The 19,870-nt window shown below is 60.2% G+C and carries 14 protein-coding genes; 8 read left to right on the top strand and 6 right to left on the bottom strand.

Annotated features, from left to right (window positions below):
• Positions 1-26: 26 nt before the first annotated feature.
• The 3 genes from OSC50_RS11745 to OSC50_RS11735 all read left to right on the top strand — a co-directional run bounded on the left by OSC50_RS11745 (position 27) and on the right by OSC50_RS11735 (position 7,172).
• Entirely contained in the window at positions 27-1,529 is a 1,503-nt protein-coding gene (locus OSC50_RS11745; protein WP_181077657.1) for an ATPase domain-containing protein, read from the top strand.
• Positions 1,526-3,196 (top strand): ATP-binding protein, encoded by a 1,671-nt coding sequence (locus tag OSC50_RS11740; protein ID WP_181077659.1) that lies wholly within the window; start codon positions 1,526-1,528, stop codon positions 3,194-3,196. The genes OSC50_RS11745 and OSC50_RS11740 overlap by 4 nt, the downstream gene beginning before the upstream one ends.
• Before the next feature lie 133 nt (positions 3,197-3,329).
• Positions 3,330-7,172 (top strand): DUF8038 domain-containing protein, encoded by a 3,843-nt coding sequence (locus OSC50_RS11735; RefSeq protein WP_266249403.1) that lies wholly within the window; start codon positions 3,330-3,332, stop codon positions 7,170-7,172.
• A gap of 308 nt (positions 7,173-7,480) precedes the next feature.
• On the opposite strand, the gene OSC50_RS11730 is transcribed toward OSC50_RS11735, so the two are convergent.
• The 5 genes from OSC50_RS11730 to OSC50_RS11710 form a co-directional block, all read right to left on the bottom strand.
• Positions 7,481-7,858: a response regulator gene (locus tag OSC50_RS11730; protein WP_181077663.1), complete on the bottom strand. Its 378-nt coding sequence runs from the start codon at positions 7,856-7,858 to the stop codon at positions 7,481-7,483.
• 79 nt (positions 7,859-7,937) lie between these two features.
• On the bottom strand, positions 7,938-9,131 hold the full coding sequence (locus OSC50_RS11725; protein ID WP_266249406.1) for a hybrid sensor histidine kinase/response regulator: 1,194 nt from the start codon (positions 9,129-9,131) through the stop codon (positions 7,938-7,940).
• Positions 9,125-9,724: a chemotaxis protein CheB gene (locus OSC50_RS11720; protein ID WP_181077667.1), complete on the bottom strand. Its 600-nt coding sequence runs from the start codon at positions 9,722-9,724 to the stop codon at positions 9,125-9,127. Before OSC50_RS11720 ends, OSC50_RS11725 begins: the two co-directional genes overlap by 7 nt.
• On the bottom strand, positions 9,721-10,551 hold the full coding sequence (locus tag OSC50_RS11715; RefSeq protein WP_414704494.1) for a CheR family methyltransferase: 831 nt from the start codon (positions 10,549-10,551) through the stop codon (positions 9,721-9,723). Before OSC50_RS11715 ends, OSC50_RS11720 begins: the two co-directional genes overlap by 4 nt.
• Positions 10,552-14,049, bottom strand: coding sequence for a response regulator (locus tag OSC50_RS11710; protein WP_266249409.1), 3,498 nt, complete (start codon positions 14,047-14,049; stop codon positions 10,552-10,554).
• Between the two features lie 135 nt (positions 14,050-14,184).
• Here OSC50_RS11710 and OSC50_RS11705 point away from each other — a divergent pair, with 135 nt between their 5' ends.
• From OSC50_RS11705 to OSC50_RS11685, 5 genes are all read left to right on the top strand, one after another.
• Positions 14,185-14,388, top strand: a complete 204-nt coding sequence (locus OSC50_RS11705; RefSeq protein WP_181077673.1) for a hypothetical protein — start codon at positions 14,185-14,187, stop codon at positions 14,386-14,388.
• A gap of 147 nt (positions 14,389-14,535) precedes the next feature.
• Complete coding sequence (locus tag OSC50_RS11700; protein ID WP_266249411.1) at positions 14,536-14,901, top strand: response regulator; 366 nt, start codon at positions 14,536-14,538, stop codon at positions 14,899-14,901.
• A gap of 153 nt (positions 14,902-15,054) precedes the next feature.
• Positions 15,055-16,455 carry a DUF1254 domain-containing protein gene (locus tag OSC50_RS11695; protein ID WP_253507742.1) on the top strand — a complete coding sequence of 467 codons (1,401 nt, stop codon included), beginning with the start codon at positions 15,055-15,057 and terminating at the stop codon, positions 16,453-16,455.
• Positions 16,456-16,609: 154 nt separating this feature from the next.
• On the top strand, positions 16,610-18,178 hold the full coding sequence (locus OSC50_RS11690; RefSeq protein WP_266249412.1) for a J domain-containing protein: 1,569 nt from the start codon (positions 16,610-16,612) through the stop codon (positions 18,176-18,178).
• On the top strand, positions 18,178-19,191 hold the full coding sequence (locus OSC50_RS11685) for a DUF3829 domain-containing protein (RefSeq protein WP_266249415.1): 1,014 nt from the start codon (positions 18,178-18,180) through the stop codon (positions 19,189-19,191). Before OSC50_RS11690 ends, OSC50_RS11685 begins: the two co-directional genes overlap by 1 nt.
• Here the strand turns inward: OSC50_RS11685 and OSC50_RS11680 are convergent.
• Complete coding sequence (locus OSC50_RS11680) at positions 19,188-19,859, bottom strand: DUF3313 domain-containing protein (protein WP_266249416.1); 672 nt, start codon at positions 19,857-19,859, stop codon at positions 19,188-19,190. The genes OSC50_RS11685 and OSC50_RS11680 overlap by 4 nt on opposite strands.
• Positions 19,860-19,870 lie beyond the last annotated feature (11 nt).

The raw sequence follows: 19,870 nt of genomic DNA, 5'->3' as shown, positions 1-19,870 counted from the left end.
CCTCGTATGTGACCTGAGGGCACTTCTTGTCTACATCTAAAGCGTTGTTAACCGAAAAAGCAGCCATCGGCATTGAAGGTCTCGACGACATTCTTTCCGGTGGGTTGTCCCGCAGCCATTTGTTTCTGCTCGAAGGTGAGCCAGGGACCGGCAAAACCACCGTAGCCTTGCATTTTCTGCAGGCCGGCGCGAAAAACGGTGAAACATCGTTGTACATCACCCTGTCCGAAACCGAGCGTGAGCTGCGCCAGGGTGCCAAGTCCCACGGTTGGGACCTGGACGACAATATCCATATCTTCGAATTGACCCCGCCCGAGAGCCTGCTCAACGCCGAGCACCAGCAGAGCCTGCTGTACTCCTCGGACCTGGAACTGGGTGAAGCGACCCGGCAGATTTTCGAAGTGGTCGAGCGTGTCAAGCCAACCCGCGTGGTGATCGACAGCCTGTCCGAGATCCGCCTGCTTGCCCAGAGTTCGCTGCGTTATCGCCGGCAAATCCTGGCCATCAAGCATTACTTCGTGCGCTATGACGCCACGGTGCTGCTGTTGGACGACCTGACCACCGAATCCCTGGACAAGACCGTGCACAGCGTCGCCCACGGCGTGATCCGCCTGGAAGAACTGACCCCCAACTATGGCGCCGAACGCCGCCGCGTGCGCGTGGTGAAGTACCGCGGCCAGAAATACCGCGGTGGGTTCCACGATTTCACCATCATGGGCGACGGCATTCATGTGTTCCCGCGCCTGGTGGCGGCCGAGCATCGTGGCGGTTATGTGCGCCAGACCCTGAGCAGCGGCATCCACGAACTGGATGCGTTGATGGGCGGCGGTGTCGAGACCGGCTCCAGCAGCCTGATTCTGGGTCCGGCGGGCACCGGCAAATCGCTGATTTCGATGATCTTCGCCGCCGCCGCGGTAGCGCGTGGGGAAAAGGCCGCGCTGTTTATCTTCGACGAAGAGCTGGGGCTGCTGTTCGAACGCATGCGCAATATGGGCATTGACCTTGTCGCGCTGCAAGCGACCGGAAACCTGCTGATCGAACAGGTGGACGCCGCCGAGCTGTCGCCTGGTGAGTTTTCCCACCGCGTGCGACGTTGCGTGGATGAGCGCGGGATCAAGACCGTGGTGATCGACAGCATCAACGGCTATCAGGCCGCGATGCCTGAAGAAAACGCCCTGATCCTGCATATGCACGAGCTGTTGCTGTACCTCAACCGTCGTGGCGCGGCGACGTTCATGACCGTCGCGCAACATGGCCTCGTTGGCGACATGCAGGCGCCGGTCGACATTACTTACCTGGCCGACACCGTGATCCTGCTGCGTTACTTCGAAGCACAGGGCAAAGTGCGTCGCGCCATCTCCATCATCAAGAAACGCACGGGCACCCATGAGTCGACCATTCGCGAGTATCGCATCAGTCACCAGGGCATGACCGTCGGTGAACCGCTGGCCAACTTCCAGGGCGTCCTGCGTGGCATTCCTACCTACATGGGCGCCGGTTCGCCTTTGTTGAAGGAAGAGGGAGAGTGACGGCCCTGGCACCCGCCTCCGAGCGCGCTATCGTTCTGGCGCCTCTGGGCCGCGACGGCACCTTGGCGCTGATGATGCTCAACGAAGCCGGCTACAGCGGCATCATTGCCAGCAATCTCATGGCGCTGTGCGAGGCCCTGGAAGAAGGTGCCGGCCTGTTGATCATCGCCGCCGAAGCCTTGCGGGGGGTCGATCTGGAGCCATTGCTGGAGCACTTGCATCGTCAACCGGCGTGGTCGGACCTGCCCATCGTACTGCTGACTCACCACGGCGGCAGCGAGCAGAACGGTTCGTCGGACCTCAGTGGCTTGCTGGGTAACGTGACCTTCCTCGAGCGGCCGTTCCATCCGGTAACGTTGATCAGCCTGGTCAGCGCAGCCCTGCGTGGGCGACGCCGCCAGTACGAGGCCCGCGATCGCTTGATCGACCTCAGCGCCAGCGAACTGCGCCTGCAGCGCACCCTGGAAACGCTTGAGCAACAGGTCGAAGAACGTACCGCGCAGTTGCGCAGCAATGAAGAGGCGTTGCGCCAGTCCCAGAAGATGGAAGCGGTCGGTCAGTTGACCGGCGGCATCGCCCATGACTTCAACAACATGCTCACCGGTATTATCGGCAGCCTGGAATTGCTGCGCCGGCGCGTGGCCCGCGGCAAGCTCGACGACCTTGACAGCCTGATCGACCTGGGCGTGACTTCCGCCAACCGGGCGGCGGGGCTGACCCACCGGCTCCTGGCGTTTTCCCGCCGCCAGTCCCTGGATTCCAAACCGGTGCAGATCAATCGACTGGTCACCTCCATGGGCGAGTTGCTGCAACGCAGCATTAACGAAAGCATCAGCCTGAACATGCGCTTGAGCGAGCAACTGTGGACCGCCGAAGCCGACCCCAACCAGCTGGAGAGCGCCCTGCTCAACCTGGTGATCAATGCGCGGGATGCCATGCCCAATGGCGGCCGACTGACGGTGGAAACCAGCAACCGCCACCTCGACAGCGTGTTCACCGCCGCCTACGGCTCACTCACGCCCGGCGACTACGTTGAGTTGAGCGTCAGCGACACCGGGTGCGGCATCCCCGAAAGTGTCATGGGCCGGGTGTTCGATCCGTTCTTCACCACCAAGCCGATTGGCCAAGGCACCGGGCTCGGGCTGTCGATGATCTACGGCTTTGCCCGCCAATCCCGGGGTCACGTGATCATTCACAGCGAAGTCGACAAAGGCACCACAGTCAGCCTGTTCCTGCCACGCTTCGTCGGCGAAGTGGTCGCCGATGAAGCGAGCAATCCGACGCTGCTGCCGTTCGCCAACGAAGGCGAAACGGTACTGATCGTCGAGGACGACGCCGCAGTGCGCGTGCTGGTCAGTGCGGTACTCAAGGAACTGGGCTATGCCTACGTCGAGGCCGGCGATGCCAACACCGCCGTGCCGATCATCGAGTCGGACCAGCGTATCGACCTGCTGATCAGCGACGTTGGCCTGCCCGGCATGAACGGCCGGCAACTGGCCGAAATCGGCCGGCAGATCAGGCCAGACCTCAAGGTGCTGTTCATTACCGGTTATGCCGAGCATGCGGCGGTGCGCGGCGGGTTCCTGGAGCCTGGGATGCAACTGATCGCCAAGCCCTTCACGTTTGATCTGTTGACGGCCAAGGTGCGGGAGATGATCCGGGCGTAATCGACGCAGCGTCAACATGCCGCAACATTCGACCCGTGGCATCGTGGAACGGTCCTACAAGTAACGGTTACTCAGCAATAGGTCCGCGCGCTCTGCGCTGAGTTATTTCTGAACGCCAGCGAGTTACTTGCCTATGATGATCTCTTCCCTTCGAACGTTACTCACCCAGCCCGTCGAGGCTCAAGCCCCAACGCAGCTCGCTGTACGCGAGCCACCGGTCGGGCGCGCGGCCCAGGTGAACCTTGGGCAACCGCCCCAAGGGGTGCAGGGTGTGTCCGGCGACAACGAAATGGCCTTTCGTTATGCCAAAACGCTGCTCCAGATCGCCGGCGACCCGGAGAAGGACAATGCGATCATGGTCGAAGCAATGCCCATGCACTCGACGTTCGGACAATGGTGGAAGCAATTGGGAAGCGCGATGCAGTCCCCCGAGGTGCTCGATTGGATAAGACGCGTGGGCGCAGACCCTGACAGCATCAGAATCAAGCCGGATACCGGTCAGGTGTTCTACAATCCGAAAAATCGCGGGTCTAATCCGCCACGGCTCGTAGTCGGTCCGGAAAACAAGGATTGGGCAACGGTCAGCGGGCCGTTGATGATGGCAGGACGGGCCATTTCCAACTTCTACGTCTTCAAGCCGCCGCTGACCGAGCGCAGCGACAGCGCGCCGTGGAAGCTGGTACGCGCCTTCTACTTCCAACCGCCTGCCAACGACCCGACGCAAGCGCAAGAGCAAGCCGTGCGTCTGGAGCGTGATCTGACCTTCATGAGTGTGGATTGGGACCGCGACCCGGCTTTCTATGCCGCACGCAGCGACGAAGCGCTCAATGAACAGAAACGGGTACGGGGCGACAACAGCAACCTGTACTTCCTGCTGGGCGAGTTGCGCCACCTCGGCAGGGGCCTGGACTCGGGCAGTGTCTTGAGTGACGAAATTGTTGATTATCTGCAGCGCACCCGACTTGACATCCATCCCGACTCTTCCTGGGCGCAGGCATTCGCCACGCAGGCTGGCGCGAAGGTCAGCCTCAACGATTACATCCTGCAAAATGGCTGGGACCTTCCCACCAACGCCGAGCAAGTGCAAAACCTCTTGGACGCGCTGCCCAAGACGCTGGAGAAAGGCCCGGCGCTTGGTGACTACAGCGGCGCGTTGTCTTGGCCCATGCCTCTTGACGAGCAGAGCCAACTGACACTGCGCAGTATGCTGCGGCACGCTACCGTGGGTGATCTGGATGTAAGCCCCTACAAGAACGTTCTTGAGTACTTGCTGCACGGCGCTTCATTGGAACCCTCGCAACTGGCCAATCCCCGCCGAGTTCTCGACAGACTGATTCAATCGCCCAAGGGACAGGCGCTTGGCCTGGCTATCCAAGCCAGGTTCGAGGCCAACTCGATCAAAGGCAGCGTTAATGACTGGCTATTGGCGGCCTTAAGCCAGGATACGGACGCCCCCGCGCCTAACACGCCGTCAACCCGAACCCGGGTGGCCGGCTTCAACCTGGCCGGCGATCACCACTGGGGCAGGCCCGCTTCGCAGGTCGTCACGCGTCTGGCCGAACACCTGGAAACCACCGGTCGCTCGTCCTCGCCCGAGAAGGCGCGCTTACAGGCGCATCTGTTGCTGTCATCAAGGGCCCCGGAGTTTCTGGTCAAGGGGCTCCCCGAGCAACTGCTCTACGGCTCACATGGCTGGGTCAGTTTCGCCACCGCCGTGGCGCGTATCGAATCTGCAACGCCCGGTGCAACAGCAGACATGTCCTACTCCCAGGTGATGACTTGGGCGAGCACGGCGCCTGTCACGCAAACGCAACGCAAGGTCGAATGGGAGGCGCAGAACACTGCGCTCAAGGACTGGGGCGTGGCCAATGGCGTGATCGAATCGAACCCGCACGATGTGTATAACGATGGGCAGATGCAACGGGTGCGCAGCGCCTTCAATGAGCAGATCCGAGCATTGAAGCAGGCGTCCGAGGCCCGTAGCAGCGATGTGCCTGATTTACACAAACGAACGGATGACTATTTGAGAGCGACATTAGGCCCGGATGTCGACCTGGAAGCGAAGGTCATCCAGATCTCCCCGGCACATGTGGATTTTCCGGGGCCATACTCAATCAAGGACCTCTATCTGAAGGAGCGGTTGTTCTCGTTGCCCGGAAAATCTTCCGGGCTCGATAACTTCAAGGCTGGTCGTTTCTATCCGTTCATTTCGGCTCAGCAGACAATTACTCAAACGTCGGGCTCCGACTACCGCTGGGTCTCGCTCAGCGACAAGCTGGATATTGCTGACGTGGCCAGTAAGTTGAAGGACGGGCCTGACCTCATCGGCGCGTTCAGGCAGGACATTTCAACTTATGCGAAGGGAATGGAAAAAAGCGTCGAAGTCGGTATCAACTTCAACCTCTCGCAATTGCCGCTCGAGGAACAAAAAGACCTTCAATATGGCGCGCTGAGCGTATTCCGGGAGGTCGGCGTCAGGCAGGACAACTTCGGCGGGGCTACCCGGCGAGTAGGTAACGGCGCTTCGAACGAACCCGAACCCACGGAGTTGATCTTCCGTACTACACGCAATGCGCACACTCGGCACTACCAGATCAACGTAGATGGGACAATCAAACAGCGCCCCGACTTGGGATTGTTCGAGCCTGGACGGCAACCCCCGGTCCACACGCACTTTCATTACGACATGGTGCCGGTAAAGCTATCGGCCGATGGCCTCGACAGCGCTCCAGGCCTGACCGAGGAAACCCCGCCTGACGAGCGAACGCCACAGAGTTTTAACAGTAACCGAACCAAGGCGATTGCGCGCACGGTCACGCAGGAACTGGGGCTGGTCAATAAAATCCAGCAACAAGGCCAGGTGCTGACCACCTTTGACCAGGAAGTGCCTACCTACAAACAAATCCAGGAAGCTGTACTTAACCTGATCCCCTTTTATTCGGCGATCGTCAGTTTTTCAAAAGGTGACATCGGCGGCGGAATCACGGACCTGGCCTTTGATGCGTTGGGCTTTTTGACGGCCGGCACCGGCGTTGTAGGCAAGGGCGCAAAAGTGCTGCGTAGTGCGGCCAGTGGGTTGAGCAAAGCGTCCAGACTCACCGGAATTATCGGCCGCGCCGCTATCGGGGCGATCAACCCGCTGGACGGCGTGGCGGATCTGGCCCGAGGAGCAGTCAAATCGGTGCGACGTGGATACGAAGCCACACGCACAGGCTTCAAGCAACTGCGCGCGGCCCTGACCAAAGTTGACGCCGTGGCCCTCACAAAGACGCCGGGGATCGCCCAGGGTGGGATCAAATCGTCCAACGCAATCGACGAGCTGGCGCTATTTGCCCGGCTGGATGAAAAGACGGGCAACTGGCATGCCTTTAACCCAGCGACGCGGCAGCCCTTCGGCCCGGCACTCAAGGGTTTCGAACCCAAAGTGCTTTCCAGTGCAGAGCTGAGTGACAATCTGGTCGCGTTGTTCAAAAAGTTGGATAAAGAGCCTCAGTTGGATATCTGTTACGCCACCGCCTTGCGCACTGCTCAAGCCGACAAAAAAATCACCGACACCGCATTCAACAAGATCATCCCCGAAGTCCTCAATGGCGGATCGGAGCGCTATAACCAGGTCATGAAAATTGGCCCCGGCACGCGCAAAACTAGTTTCAATGCCGCCCATATCAACGAATCAGGCGTCATGACCTTTGTGAGTCGAGGCGGCTACAACAAAGATAAAATTGTTCATGCCGTCTACCTTCAGAAAGCCCCGGACGGCCAACTGCACCTCTATCAGTCAAACTCACATGCACTGGATCACGCCCTTGGTGGTACAAAACAGGTGCCCAACACCGCAGGTAAAGCCAACGTCTACCCACTTGGCGCGGAGCAACAGGCGGGCATTCGAGAGTTCATGGACACGGGCGCGGGCTTTGACATAGTGTTCACACCCTCCAGCACCCTGGAATCCAGCATCAGGGGCGTGCTTGCCTGAGCATAGGTATACCTATCTTCAGTGATACCTAACCTGGGGAAATGAGAGTTTTGTGGTGGTGAACCGGCTTGCTCACCACAAAAAACTGTCAGGCGCGCAACGTTTTTGCAGCGCCCGGGAGCCCTTGAAATTTGCGATGGCGTGCTTGTAGCACAGTACGCTGCCATGCGGCGTGTAGAGGTCTCGTTGCAGGATAGTGGCCAGCAACCGCGCCGAATTTCAGCAGAAGAAATCCGTCGGCCGATTTTCAATCGTCTTGAATTTACTGAACCGTTGGCATTAGCGGCGCCTGACAAGCGCCGCACCACTCACGCCAGCAGGCGCTGGATATGTTCCTGCAGCGTATCCAGATCGAACGGCTTGGCCAGCACCGGCGCATTGCGCGTGATCGGGCTGTTGCAGTCGTGGATTTCCTGGGGGTAGCCGCTGATGAAGATGACTTTCAACTCCGGCCGCAGCTTTAACGCCGGCTCGGCGATCTGCACACCGGAAATGCCACCCGGCAGGCGGTAATCGGTGACCATCAGGTCCAAGTGCGGTTTGGTGGCCAGGATTTCGAAGGCCTGTTCACCATTGATCGCCTTCAAGACCCGGTAACCCAGGCCCGCCAGGTACTCACCCAACACAAACATAATGGATTCGTCGTCTTCGACGATCAGTACGACATCTTGTGCATCTTCACTCATGGGAAGCCTTTGTCCGGTCAATTGCTGCAACTACGACCATAGGGTCACGCAGAAGGTTGCGTCGAGGTGACGATTGATTTCACGCCGTGGGTTCAAGGGGCAGGCACACCCGAAACAGGGCGCCCTCGCCTATCCGGCTCTCGACTTCGATGGTGCCGCCATGGGCCGCGACGATCTGCTCTGAGATGAACAATCCAAGGCCCAGCCCCGCCGCTACCTGGCTGGCGGAGACGCGCTCGAATTGCTGGAAGATGCGCTTCTGGTTTTCCTCGCTGATGCCGATCCCTCGGTCGCGCACTTCGACCCGCGCTTCGCCGTGGTCGCGATACACCCGCACATCCACCGGGCTCTTGGCCCCGTAGCGCAGCGCATTGGTGAGCAGATTGGTGATCACCTGCTCGATACGGAACTCATCCCAGTTGCCCACCACCGGCCCTTCGGCCGACAGCTGCATGGACGATTCGGCGGCGGCCACTTGCGGCGCGAAGTTTTCCACCAGGTTGCTGACCAGTTGCGCCAGGTCGAAACGCGCCGGGCGGATCGACAACTTGCCGGTGCGAATGCGCGACACATCGAGCATGTCTTCGATCAAACGGATCAGGCTGCGGATCTGACGCTCATCGCGGTCGACCATGGCGTGCATCTTGTCTAGGGTGAATGCGGCAGCGTTGTCCCGCGCCAGGTGCATCTTGCGCAGCTGGGTCTCCAGGATCAGCCCGTTGAGCGGGGTGCGTACCTCATGGGCGACGATCGACATAAAGTCATCGCGCATGCGCACCGCCTGCTCCAGCTCGGCCTGGGTGGCCTGCAGGCGGTTGAGCAACAGCTCCTGCTCGCGGCGGCTGCGCTCCAGCTCTTCAACCTGCAGTTTCATCGCCTTGCTCTGGCGATACAGGTCGACAAACACGTTGACCTTGCTCTTGACCGCATGGATATCCAGCGGCTTGTGCAAAAAGTCCACGGCGCCGCTTTCATAGCCCTTGAACGCGTAGTTCAGTTCGCGCCCGGCGGCACTCACAAACACGATGGGAATGTTCTTGGTCTTCTCGGTGCCGCGCATCAGCTCGGCCAATTCAAAACCATTCATGCCGGGCATCTGTACATCGAGAATCGCCATGGCGAACTCATGCTCGAGCAACAGGGACAACGCTTCGTCGGCGCTCAATGCCTTGAAGACCTGGCGATCCTCGCGTTTGATCAACGCTTCGAGGGCGAGCAGGTTTTCCGGCAGATCGTCGACGATCAGCAGCTTGGCCTGGACGGTACTTAACATGGGGTAGATTCCAGCAAAACCAGCAATGAGCCAATCCGGCCCAGAGTCAGAATATGGTCAGGTGTCTGCAACGCCAGGGCTGCACGGGGCATGACGTCCACGCGTGCTTCCGCAGGGTCCTGTACAACGGTGATGCCGTGCTGCTGTTTAACGTAGGCCAGGCCGCGTGCGCCGTCCTGGTTGGCGCCGGTGAGCAGGATCGCCAGCAGGCCGGAGCCATACGCGTCCGCCGCCGAGGTGAACAGAAAATCGATGGACGGGCGCGAGTGATGCACGCGTTCTTCCTGGCTCAGGGACAGGCTGCGGTCCTGCTCCACCGACAGGTGGTAGCCGGGACCGGCGAAGTACAACGTGCCGGCCTCGATGGCTTCTTTGTCGCGGGCCTCGCGCACTGGGATACGCAGCCGCCGCGCGAACACTTCCGCCAGTTGACTGCGGCGCTCATCCGGCAAGTGCAGCACCGCAATGATGGGCAGCGCGAAGCCTTGGGGCAGTTCGCCGAAAATACTCAGCAACGCCTCCACGCCACCGGCAGACGCGCCGACGACAATGGCTTCAATCCCGCGAATCGGGCTGGCTGCGGCGTCGTTCATGATTTGCGGTAGATCCGTTCCTGCTTGACCAAGGGTTCGAAGTGCTTGCTGTAGCCAGAAAAATCCAGGGTTTCCTTGCTGCCGAGCACCAGGAAGCCGCGATGGCACAGCGACTCATGAAACAACCCAAACGCCCGGTCCTGCAAATTTTTATTAAAATAAATCAGTACGTTGCGACAAGAAATTAATTGAGTTTCTGAAAATACGCTGTCGGTGGCCAGGCTGTGGTCGGCGAACGTCACGTTCTCCCGCAGCGTTTTATCGAAGATCGCGTAATCGTAAGCCGCGGTGTAGTAGTCGGCAAACGAACGCTGCCCTCCGGCCTGTTGATAATTGCTGGTGTACGCCCGCACGTTCTCCAGAGAGAAAATGCCCTGTTTGGCTTTATCCAGGGACGCCGGGTTGATGTCGGTGGCGTAGATAATCGTACGCTCCAGCAGGCCCTCTTCACGCAACAGGATAGCCATGGAGTACACCTCCTCCCCCGTGCTGCAACCGGCGATCCAGATCTTGATCGACGGGTAAGTCTTGAGCAGCGGCACCACTTCCTGGCGGATCGCCAGGAAGTGCGACGGGTCGCGAAACATCTCGCTCACCGGGATCGTCAGGAACTGCAATAACTGCATGAACGCCGCCGGGTCATGCAGCACCCGCTCCTGCAGCGCGGAAATGGTGGCGCAGTCGAACTGGCGCATGGCATGGGCCACGCGTCGTTTGACCGACGCCCCGGAGTAGTCGCGAAAGTCATAGCTGTACTTGAGGTAAATCGCCTCGATCAGCAGGCGCAGCTCAATATCGCTGCTTTTTTCCAAAAAACTTCGCTCCACTTAAATGCGTTCCATCTTCGGCAGCCATACGCGAATCAACGAGAACAGACGATCCAGGTCGATCGGTTTGGCCAGGTAATCATTGGAGCCCGCCGCGAGGCAGCGCTCCTGGTCGTCTTTCATGGCCTTGGCGGTCACGGCGATGATCGGCAGCTTTTTCCAGCGTGGGTCCTGGCGAATCAACGCCGTGGCCTCGTAACCGTCCATCTCCGGCATCATGACGTCCATCAGCACCAGATCGATGTCCTCGACTTCATTGAGACGGTCGATGGCTTCACGGCCGTTACGCCCGATCACCACCACCGCGCCTTTGTGCTCCAGGGCGCTGGTCAGGGCGAAGATGTTACGCACATCGTCGTCCACCAACAGAATCTTGCGCCCCTCGAACACCTTGTCGCGGCTGCGGGCAGTCTTGAGCATCTTCTGGCGCTCATGGGACAGCTGGGATTCGACTTTGTGCAGAAAGAGTGTGACTTCGTCCAACAGACGCTCCGGCGAGCGCGCGCCCTTGATGATGATCGAGCGCGAATATTTACGCAGCTCGGCTTCTTCATCGCGAGTCAGGTTGCGCCCGGTGTAGACGATTACCGGCGGGAACGAACAAATGTCCTCGGTGGCCATGCGCTTGAGCAGCTCGTTGCCCAGCATGTCCGGCAGCTTGAGATCGATGATCATGCAGTCGTAGACGTTGTTGCGCAGCAGTTCGAGGGCTTCTTGGGCGAAGCCGACGGCGGTGATTTCGATGTCATCGTCGCCGATCAGGCGGGCGATGCTGTCGCGCTGCAGGTCGTCGTCCTCCACCAGCAGCACACGCTTGACCTTTTGCGTCAGTTTGGCTTCCAGGCGCGCAAACACGTCCTTGAGCTCTTCACGGGTGGTGGGCTTGACGGCATAACCGATGGCGCCCATGTGCATGGCGGCTTCGACACGGTCTTCCACGGAAATGACGTGCACCGGGATATGGCGGGTATTGGCGTGTTCCTTCAGACGCTGCAGCACGGTCAAGCCGGAATGGTCCGGCAGGCGCATGTCGAGCAGGATCGCATCGGGAATGTACTGCTCGGCCAGGTTGTAGCCTTCGTCGGCCCCGTGGGCGACCAGGCACTGATAGCCCAGCTCGTGGGCCAGGTCGAACAGAATCCGCGCGAAATTCGGCTCGTCTTCTACGACCAGGATGCAGCGCGTGGTGAACGGGGCCTTGTCGCGGTCGTCGGCAAAGCGTGGGATCTGCTCCGCATCGGCCACCGGCAACGGCGAGACCTTGACGGGGGCCGGTGCGGGCGCTGCAACCACTGGGCGCGGCGCCTCCTCGGTGGCGGCGTCCCGCGGGCGCTCTTCATACTGCTCCGGCAGTACCAGGGTAAACACGCTGCCCTTGCCAGGCTCACTGGTCACCTGGATCGAGCCGCCGAGTAGGGTCGCCAGGTCGCGGGAGATCGACAGCCCCAGGCCGGTACCGCCGTAACGTCGATTGGTGGTGCCGTCGGCCTGGCGGAAGGCTTCAAAGATGCTTTCCTGCTGGTCCAGGGCAATGCCGATGCCGGAATCGCGCACGCTGAACACAATGCCGCCTTCGGCGGCGCCGGACACCGACAGGCTTACCTGGCCCTGCTCGGTAAACTTGATTGCGTTGGACAGCAGGTTCTTGAGGATCTGCTCCAGGCGCTGGCGGTCGGTGAACAGCATGGCGGGAGCGCCCTCCTGCACCTCCACCTGGAAGCCCAGCTTGCGATCGGCCGCCAGCGGTTCGAACATCCCCCGCAGACCGTCCACCAGGCGCGCCACGCTGGAGGTTTCCGGGCGCACTTCCAGTTTGCCGGCTTCAACCTTGGAAATATCGAGGATGTCATTGATCAGATTGAGCAGGTCGTTGCCCGCCGAATAGATCGACTCGGCAAACTTGACCTGCTCGGCGCTCAGGTTGTCCTGGGGGTTTTCCGCCAGCAGTTTGGCCAGGATCAGCGAGCTGTTGAGCGGCGTGCGCAGCTCATGGGACATGTTGGCGAGGAACTCGGATTTGTACTTGCTTGAACGCTGCAGTTCTTCGGCGCGGTCTTCCAGTTCCAGTTGGGCCTGGTTGAGCTCGATGTTCTTGCGGTCCATGGCGTCGCGCTGCTCGGCCAGGGTCTGGGTCTGTTCGGCCAGTTGCTCGTTGGTCTGCTCCAGTTCGGCCTGCTGGGTTTCCAGATGGGCCTGGGACTCCTTGAGGATGCGCGACTGTTCTTCGAGTTCTTCGTTGGCGGTCTTGAGTTCTTCCTGCTGCACTTGCAGCTCTTCGTTGAGCTGCTGCGTCTCGGCCAGCACTTCCTGCAGGCGCTGGCGATAACGCGCGGCCTCGATGGAGGTGCCGATGTTGCCGGCGATCAGTTCCACCAGTTCCACGTCGCGCTCCTGCAGCGGACGCAGGAAGCCCAGCTCGACGACGCCGTTGACGCGATCATCGTCGCTGGTGGGCATCACCAGCACACTGCGGGTGGTGCCTTCACCCAGGCCCGAGCTGACCTTGAAGTAGTCCACCGGCACATCGTCCAGACGGATCAAGCGATCGAGCTGCGCGGCCTGGCCGACGATGCCCTCGTCGCTGTAGATCGCCTGCTCCTGTTGCTCCTGCTCGCGGGAAAAGCCGTAGGTTGCAATGCGCTTCAGGCCGCCGTGCTCTTCGCGCACATAGAGTGCCCCGACCGCCGAGCCCATGTATTGGGCGAAAAACTGCAGGATATTGCGACCCAGCATGTTCAAGGTCAGTTGGCCCAACACCTGCTCGGCCAGTTCGGTCTGGCCATTACGCAGCCATGCTTGCTGTTCCAGACGCCGTGCGATCTTCTGTTGTGACGCGAGGTTTGCGCTGTAACTTACTGAAAGTGAGACTAGATTTTTTCTGCCGATATACGCGAGAAAGGCGCTCAGGCCCAGCACGAATACCAGGTAAAGGCCTACGCTTGCCACCGTGGTGCGGGTGACGTCGGCATTACGGGCGATGCGGAACTGCTGCTCCATGGCCACCGCATCGTCGTATTCCTTGCGAATCTCGTCGGTCAAGCGCTTGCCCCGCCCGGCCTTTACCGCGCTGCGGTAGTCGCCGCTCTGGCGCTGCATATCAATCATCGACTGGGCGTACTTGTTCCACTCCAGTTGCAACGCTTCCAGGCGCTTGAGGCGGTCGACCTGCTGCGGGTTGTCGGCCACCAGCTCCTGCAGGTTATGCAGGTCCGCAATGATGCGCGGCTTGGCCACTTCGTACGGGTCGAGGAAATGCTCGTCCCCGGTGATCAGGAAGCCGCGCATGCCGGTTTCCAGATCGACCGTCAGCTTTGACGTCTCATTGAGGTTGTTGATGACCCGGTCGGTGTGCTCCACCCACTGGATCACCGAGAGCAAATAGGTGATCAGGCACACGAAAAACACCGCGCTGAGCACGCCCACACCCAGGGGCAATGCCACGTTTCTGCTCAGCAGGGTACGGAAGCTCTTTTCATCGACGGACGAAGCGGGAGTCATGGGCATGCCTTGGCCAAATACGGAAAAACCGGGAGTTTGCCCCAAAGTTGCGCCTGAACGCCATTTTTCTGATGGCAACGGTTCACCAAGGCGCGGCCAGTGCCGTAAAAACGCCTGCCGGAACCCAACTCCGGAATGGCCAAATTCACCACCTTGCAGTCAATGCAGGAGGGGATGGAAAAGGTCCTTAACAGCGGAGGCATTGCCGCTACGCTATCGCCTTACGGCAGCAAGCGCGGGGCGCGGGAGTTTTACGTCAGTACGTTTGATGTGGCCGACTTGAGTGCAGCCAACGTCAAGAAACCCGCGTTACAAGCGATCCTGGACGAGGCTTTGTAAAACCTGCGTACCTGAGCAGGAGACATTACTGGCCGGTATCGTCACAATGCGCCGGCCAGGGGAACTTGCCTGGATCAAAAAGACTCACTAGTGACGCGTCTTGTTGAATTCTATGACCTGCTTTCTTTCTTCTCAGGAACTCCCACTATGCCCCTACCCCCGTCCACCATCCTGGTTGTCGAAGACGACAACATCGTGCGCATGCTGATTGTCGATGTGCTCGAAGAACTGGAGTACGTGGTGATCGAGGCGGCGGATGCGGCGGCAGCACTCAAGGTGGTCAGCGACAAGGGCCAGGTCATCGACCTGATGATGAGCGATGTGGGCCTGCCGGACATGGACGGCAAGGAGTTGGCCAAAGAGGTCCGCGCACTGCGCCCTGGTCTGCCGATCCTGTTTGCCAGCGGCTATGCCGAACATATCGGCGCCCCCGCCGATATGCAGGTGATTGGCAAACCGTTTTCCATCGATCAATTGCGTGACAAGGTCAAATCAATCCTTTCTTCTGTTTGAGCTGGCTTCTCCATTGAATGCCGCCCTTTCGGGCGGCATTTTTGTATCGGGCAACGAGAGATTTACGTGACCTTGGACAAATAAAATCGGAAACTCTGCGCGTTCCCATATCCTTTGAAAAAATCGTCAAGAGCCTCAAAAGGACGCGACAACATGATCAGAAAACCGACGCGCCTGCTGTTGGCGAGCCTCTCGATACTCCTGAGCAGCGGCGCCTGGGCCGATTTCACCGCCACCCCGAGCGAAGCGCGGGCCATCGCCAAGGAAGCCTACCTGTACGGGTTCCCGGTGGTGGAAATGTACAAGACGCTCTACACCCAGGCCGTTGACAAAGGCGGCGCCAACTTCAAGGCGCCGTTCAACCACATCGGCAATACCGCCCAGGTGTTCACGCCCAAGGACACCGCATTCGTCACCCCGAACTCCGACACGCCCTACTCGTTCGTGTGGATGGACCTGCGCCGCGAACCGTTGGTGCTGACCCTGCCCAAGATCGACGACAACCGTTACTACTCGGTGCAGTTGATCGACCTCTATACGCAGAACTTCGCGTACCTGGGCACGCGCAGCACCGGCAACAACGGTGGCCACTACATGATCGCCGGGCCGGATTGGAAAGGTCAGCAACCGGTGGACATCGACCGTGTGGTCTACAGCGAGAGCAACATCGCTTATGCGCTGTACCGCACGCAGTTGTTCGACGAAAAAGACCTGGGCAAGGTCAAGCAGATTCAGAGCGGCTATAAAGTCCAGCCGCTGAGCAGCTACGTCAAGCAACCTGCACCGGCCAGCGCGCCGAAGGTCGAGTGGCCCAAACCCACCGCCACCATGAGCGACAGCCCGCAACTGTTCCGCTACCTGAATTTCATGCTGGCGTTCGCCGCGCCCCAGGACAGCGAGAAAGACCTGCTGGCGCGCTTCGCCAAAATCGGCATCGCCCCCGGCGCGCCGTTCAAGCTCAACCAGCTCAGCGCCGAACAGCGCAAGGCCCTGGAAGACGGGATTGCCGACGGCAAGGCTGAGTTTGCCGCGTTCAAGAAAGACAAAATAGACACCCGCCAAGTGCCAAGCGGCGACCTGTTCGGTAGTCGTGATCGCTTGCAGAACAACTACCTGTACCGCTACGCCGGTGCGAATCTGAGCATTTTTGGCAATTCAACCGATGAAGCCGCGTACCTGGAGTATCTGGTCGACAGCGAAGGCAAGCCCGCCAATGGCGCCCGCCATAGCTATACCGTGCACTTCAACAAGGATCAACTGCCGCCGGCGGATGCGTTCTGGTCGCTGACCATGTACGACGCCAGGACAAAGCTACTGGTACCCAACCACAAGAAGCGCTACCTGATCAACTCGCGCATGTTGCCTGGTCTCAAGCTCGACGCTGATGGAGGTCTGACCCTGGCCCTGCAGCATCACGAACCGCCCAAAGCCGAACAGAGCAATTGGTTGCCGGCTCCCCCCGGTCCTTTTTATGCCGTACTGCGAATCTACCTGCCCAAGCCTGAGGTGGGTAGCGGTCAGTGGAAATTGCCGCCGTTGACACCGCTCAAGTGATACCGCGCGCGGTCCAGCCAGGGGCGGGCCGCGCGCGCCGATTTGCAGCGATCCGGCACACTACAAAGCGTTAAGCAGTGTCCTTACTACTGCTGGCTTACTGGCCAATGAAACAGGTAAGGTGCGCGCGATTCTTCACGGAGCTGCACCGCACATGACTTGCTGGGAAGTTCTTGATCTGCCCCCGGATGCCGATAGCCGCACCATCAAGCGCACCTACGCGGCGCTGCTGAAGAAAACCCGGCCGGATGCTGATCCCGAGGGTTTCCAGCGCCTGCGTGAAGCGTATGAAGCGGCCATGAGTGGGCAAGAATCGGCGCTGGATGACGCGTTTGCCGCCACGGCGGTCGAGATGGCCGCGCCAGAACCGGTGGACGCCACCCTACCCCAGCGCTATCAGCAAGCCTTGGCCCAAGGCAACGGCCCGGCATTCGAGGTGGCGCTGCTCGAACGCTGTATCAGCGACGACACCGTGAGCGATGAGGAGCGTCGCTGGGCGTTTGATACCTTCCACTGGCTCAGCGCCTGGCAGCGCCTGGAGCTGCCTGCGCAATGGCTGGATGCCCTGACCTCTCAATGCAGGCAGGCGTTGCACAGCCGATTGGCGCTGGCCCTTGCACAACGTAACGAAGCAGATTTCCTTGATGCGTACGCTCGGCGTGACGATCACGCCTGGTTGCGCCAGCCGGCGCACGCTCAATGGCTCAACCAGACACTTGCCACGCTGCTATGCGACAGCCACTTCTGGTTTCCTGCTTTGTTCGAGGCCGTCCGCGCCGGGCAGAGCTGGCCTCTCGGTGGCGAAAACCCCTGCCCCAAAAATGAATGGCAGCATCTGTTGCGGCGTGAGCAAGGGCCGGCGTTCATTGCCCACCAGCGTGTGCTGGCTGTTGTGCCGCCGCACACTGCGCAGCAGCGCGCCGCTCGTTTGTTGTTGGCACCGATGACACTGGGGCAGCGACGTGCATTCGCCCAGCGCTTGAGCGAGGCCGACTGGGATGCGTGCCGAACGCTGGCCGCGCGTATTAAAACCGATCATCCCGACGTTGCGCTGTCCCTGCCGGGCGGTACGGTTTATTTCTGGCAGGAGTGGGAAACTGCTGTCGACACTTGGCCGCTGGCGCTGGCAACAGTGCTGGGCTGTGTGACTGGTGCGCTGTTCCAGGCACCATGGTTTTCAGGGGGCCTGGTCAGCACACTGGGCCACGCGTTGGCATGGTCGGTGGCCTATGTCGTGGTCGGCGCCCTGGCCTGGCAACTGTGGCGCCCGCTGGTACATCGGGTTCGCGTCCTGGATGAACGCCTCGCCGTCCGCCTACCGACGCGACTCTGCCCTACCCGCCTGCCGTTATTGCCGCTGCGCGATCTGCTGCCGGGGGCGATCATGAGTGTTGCCATCAGTGTTCAATTCGGCCCGGTTGCGGGCCTGATGATGGTGGCGACCCTGGCCGTGATCGGAGCGGGTAAACGTCAAGCACGCACGGGTTACAAAGAATGGTCCAGCCTCCATCCGCGCAAGACCATCGGCGCATTTGGCCTTATCACGTTGCTCATGGCAGTGATGTTCGCAGCGCTCAAAAGCATTGACAGTCATTATCAGGTAGATCGCAATCAAGGCCTGCAACAGTGGACAGAGCGCGTGTGCAGCCGCATGCCGAGAACCGCACAGCCCTGCCAGGCACCCGCGACCCAGGCACAGTGGTACGGCCAGGAGGCTGAGTGATGAAGCCAATCATGTTGTACCCCGTTGGGGTGGTGTTGATCCTGTGCCTATTCAGCCTGGCCGGCGCCAGCAAACAACTGCAGATTGTCGAGTGGTGGCTCAACCAACTGGACAGCCCCCAGACCGCAACGGCCGGCGCGCTTGCGCCGATCATCGATTGCGTTAACCGCGTTGACCGCGATACTCGGCTGGCCTACTACTTGCTGACTCAGGGCGACGCCTCAGTCCGGACGTCTGAGCGCTCCGGCGCCGCGAACGTGCCTCGGGAAGAATTTGGCGACAACGCAGAGCCCCAAGCCCGCCTGATCCAAAAGCAACTATGCACTCCTGCAATCACCCTCCAGCTGGAACGCCAAGCCCCCGGCAGTCCATTGATTACGACTACGCAACAGTACGTGCAGGCCCTTCGCAGAATCAGCGATGTCGGTACGCTGCTCAGCCCCAGTCAAACTCCCGGCACGAAAACGCCGCAGCAGCAATTATTTGGCAACGTCATGCTTGACCAATTGAAAGCAGAACTAAGCCGTAACGGTGGCGACTACCTGTCGGCATCCGCGGCTCTGCGTGACGATCTGACGCGTGAGGAGCAGCGTTTGCGCCCCGTACAGCTGGATTTGCTGGAAGAACGTCTGGGCCGAGATCTGCATTGGCAGCTGCTCAACTACATGATCGTGGCGCGCCAGGCGGTCGAACGGATCGACCAAGGGGTACGCGCTGCCGACCTGACACCCCAAGCCCTGGCGGCGTTGACCGCTTCGGTTCAGCGTGCGCAGCAAAGTGCCGCAGCCTTTGTCGATCGGATGCCGGATAAAGAACTCAGCCAAGAAACGCTGCACCTTTGGTACACCCTGAGAAGCCCCGCCGATGCGTACCTTGCTGCCCTGCAAGGCCTGCTTCAAGACTGGCTCAACCACGCCAACCCGCATCAGCTGAGTGACGACTATGACCTCGTCACCCGCCGTTACGACGCCCTGCTCAGCTATCACAACCGACCGGCCCGCAATGCGTTTTAGTGTTGCTTGAATTTCAGATAGGAGTGATGCAGGTCCGACGCCCAGCCGTCGATCACGCTTTTCACGTCGTCGGCCTTCATCACCTGGGCGTCGTTCTCCAAAGGCTTGCCGGTGCCTTTGCGCACCACCTGGGCGAGCACCTTGCCGTTGGCGCCGTCGAGGAACTGTGCCTCGGTGGCCAGGGTGGTTTCCTGATCGCGGATGCCGGTGCCGGTGCTGACCGCCGCCGCCACCAATGCCACCGGGATGAACTCATAGGGCTTGAGCCCTTCGGTCTTGCTGCTGACGGCGGTGATGGCCGCGCGCACCACGATCACGCCCGGGCCGGGGCCGTTGGCCAATGGCAAGGATTTGCCCAGCTCACGCTTGAGCGCCTGGTTGTAGTAGGTGTTGATGCCGTTGAGGGTGCTGTCCGGGATTTTCGCGGTGGCCTGGGGCTTGGGATAGAACTGGGTCGGCTCGATGTACACCGCGTTGTAGCGGCTCAGGTCCAGCTGGGGATCGACCCAGCGCATCACCTCGGCGCCTGACGGTGACTTGGCTTGCTTGAGTTGGCTGTAGTTGGAGAGGAAGCCTGAATATTCATCCGGTTGCGTGACCTTGCTGGCACAGCCCGCCAACCCGATCGAAACCACGCACAACGTACTGATCATTAGCCTTAGTTTCATCATTGAACTCC

It is taken from the genome of Pseudomonas quebecensis, assembly GCF_026410085.1.
Taxonomy (GTDB): Bacteria; Pseudomonadota; Gammaproteobacteria; order Pseudomonadales; family Pseudomonadaceae; genus Aquipseudomonas; species Aquipseudomonas quebecensis.
Note: the sequence above shows the minus strand (reverse complement) of the source record. Positions and strands in the feature narration are given on the sequence as shown.